This window comes from Roseicella aerolata (assembly GCF_020523605.1).
GTDB lineage: Bacteria > Pseudomonadota > Alphaproteobacteria > Acetobacterales > Acetobacteraceae > Paracraurococcus > Paracraurococcus aerolatus.
The window spans coordinates 1-1,676 of sequence record NZ_JAJAQI010000134.1 but is presented as its reverse complement, the minus strand read 5'-3'; the positions used below and the strand labels follow the sequence as shown (position 1 = coordinate 1,676).

3 protein-coding genes are annotated in these 1,676 nt (G+C 70.9%); 1 reads left to right on the top strand and 2 read right to left on the bottom strand.

What is annotated here, in order from left to right; all coding sequences use genetic code 11:
* Positions 1-288: hypothetical protein (locus LHA35_RS28155; protein ID WP_226614967.1), on the top strand; the 288-nt coding region annotated here is incomplete at its 5' end.
* A 19-nt stretch (positions 289-307) separates the two neighbouring features.
* Here the strand turns inward: LHA35_RS28155 and LHA35_RS29155 are convergent.
* Both LHA35_RS29155 and LHA35_RS28145 read right to left on the bottom strand, forming a co-directional pair.
* Positions 308-487: an alpha-glutamyl/putrescinyl thymine pyrophosphorylase clade 3 protein gene (locus LHA35_RS29155; protein ID WP_226614985.1), complete on the bottom strand. Its 180-nt coding sequence runs from the start codon at positions 485-487 to the stop codon at positions 308-310.
* Positions 488-618: 131 nt separating this feature from the next.
* On the bottom strand, positions 619-1,676 hold a 1,058-nt coding region (locus LHA35_RS28145), incomplete at its 5' end, for a hypothetical protein (protein WP_456316100.1).

Genomic DNA, 1,676 nt, shown 5'->3' with positions numbered 1-1,676 from the left:
CCGCTCGTCCGAGCAAGGCGTACCGCCTCGTCCTCAAATTCCTTCGTAAACCGTCGCTGCTGCTTCATGTGGGTCCTCTTGCATCATCGGGACCTCTCCACTTTCCCGAAGCAAGTCCAACGCCTGGCGGCGCGTAAAATGGCTGTGATGCGCTTTGCCTCCTCCATTGGCATCTCACCGGGCATCGTCGTGGGCCAGATGCAGCACCGGAAACTCTTGGGGCCGGACAGCCTCAACTTCCTGAAACGGCGCTATGCCTGGGACGACATCGGCGCGGCCCTGGCCTAACTGTGGCGAGCAGGTCTCGTTAACCCTTGAAGTGGATGAAGGTCGTCGGGCTCTTCTGCCAGTTGCAGAGGGAGTCCTCCATCACCTGCATCCCGACCCGCAGCACGTCGTCGAGGTCGATGAGGCGGGCCGTAAGCGTTGCGCGGCGGCCCTCTTGCGGCGGCGGTGTGAAGGTTGAGAGGCGGCGGCCTGGGCCCATCTGGACCTCTACGCAGCTGTGTCTGACAGCGCCGCGCCCGGCACTGCCGAGCGCGGGTAGGCGCCGCTCCGGCAAGGCCGGACGACGGCGCGCACAGCCGGCTTGGGCAATGGAGCCGACGCCAGGGCGGCTTACCCCGGCGGGCTCACTGGTTCCGTGACCTCGATCCTGTGCTCGCGGCTCCCGGCGCGCACAAACTCCACGAGGATGGTGTCGCCCGGCCGCAGTGCTCCGGTCGGCAGGTCCGCGGCGTGCAGGCCGAGGGCGGCCAGCGCCGTGGTGGCCTCTCCAGCATCATCCCGCCCCGCGACCCGCCAGCGGACGGCGGTCGGCACATCGGAGAGGACGCGCAGGGACTGCCCCCGCCGGATCGTCGCCACCGGCATCCACGGCGCCCAGTGCGCATGCGTCGGGTGCGGCCGCTGGCCGGCGTAGCGCAGCCACACCGCCTCCGGCCGATCCACCGGCCGGCCCGCGCGGATGCTTGTGGCCAGCTTGACGAACTCCGCATGCGCCCAGACCAGCGGCATCGCCGAGCCAGAGGGCCGGCCAGGATGCAGGCCGACCTTCGGCAGTGGGTCTCCGTCCCAGATCTGCTCCGGAATCAGGCCAAGCCGGCCGCTCGCGCGCATCATGGTGCGGAGGTGCGGGGCGGGATCCCCGCCGACGACCAGGTCATAGTGACCCCGCTCCCCGGCCAGCAGCGGCCAGGGCCGCCCTTGCCCGGTCCTGTCGTAGGGACGTCCGTCCGGGTGCTCCCCGTAACCGTCCCCGCCATAGCGGCGCCAAACCGGCCCGCTCGGCGTTTCCGCGCGCAACACCGCATCCACCAGCCGTACGGTGCCGCGCACGAACGGGTCGTCCGCCCGGCGCAGCCCGAAGCGCACCAGCTGCAGTACGTCGGCCGAGACCTGCTCAGCCGCCGGCAGCCCCGGGTCGCGGTCGCGGTTCTTCAAGGGCACGACGTCGCGGAGCGCCGTCGGGTCCGACATCACACGGGCGGGCGCGACCCGGACGTAGTGGGATGCGACCCCGTGCGCTGCGCCGAGCGCGCTGCCGGAGGCGACGCACCACTCCTCGATGCGCGCGTTCCAGTCGTCAGCCAGAAGGAGCACGTCGCCCCGCTCCGCCTCGTCCAGGAACTCGGCCCCGGCGACGAGCGCGGCGATCGCCACCGCCAGGGTGAAGG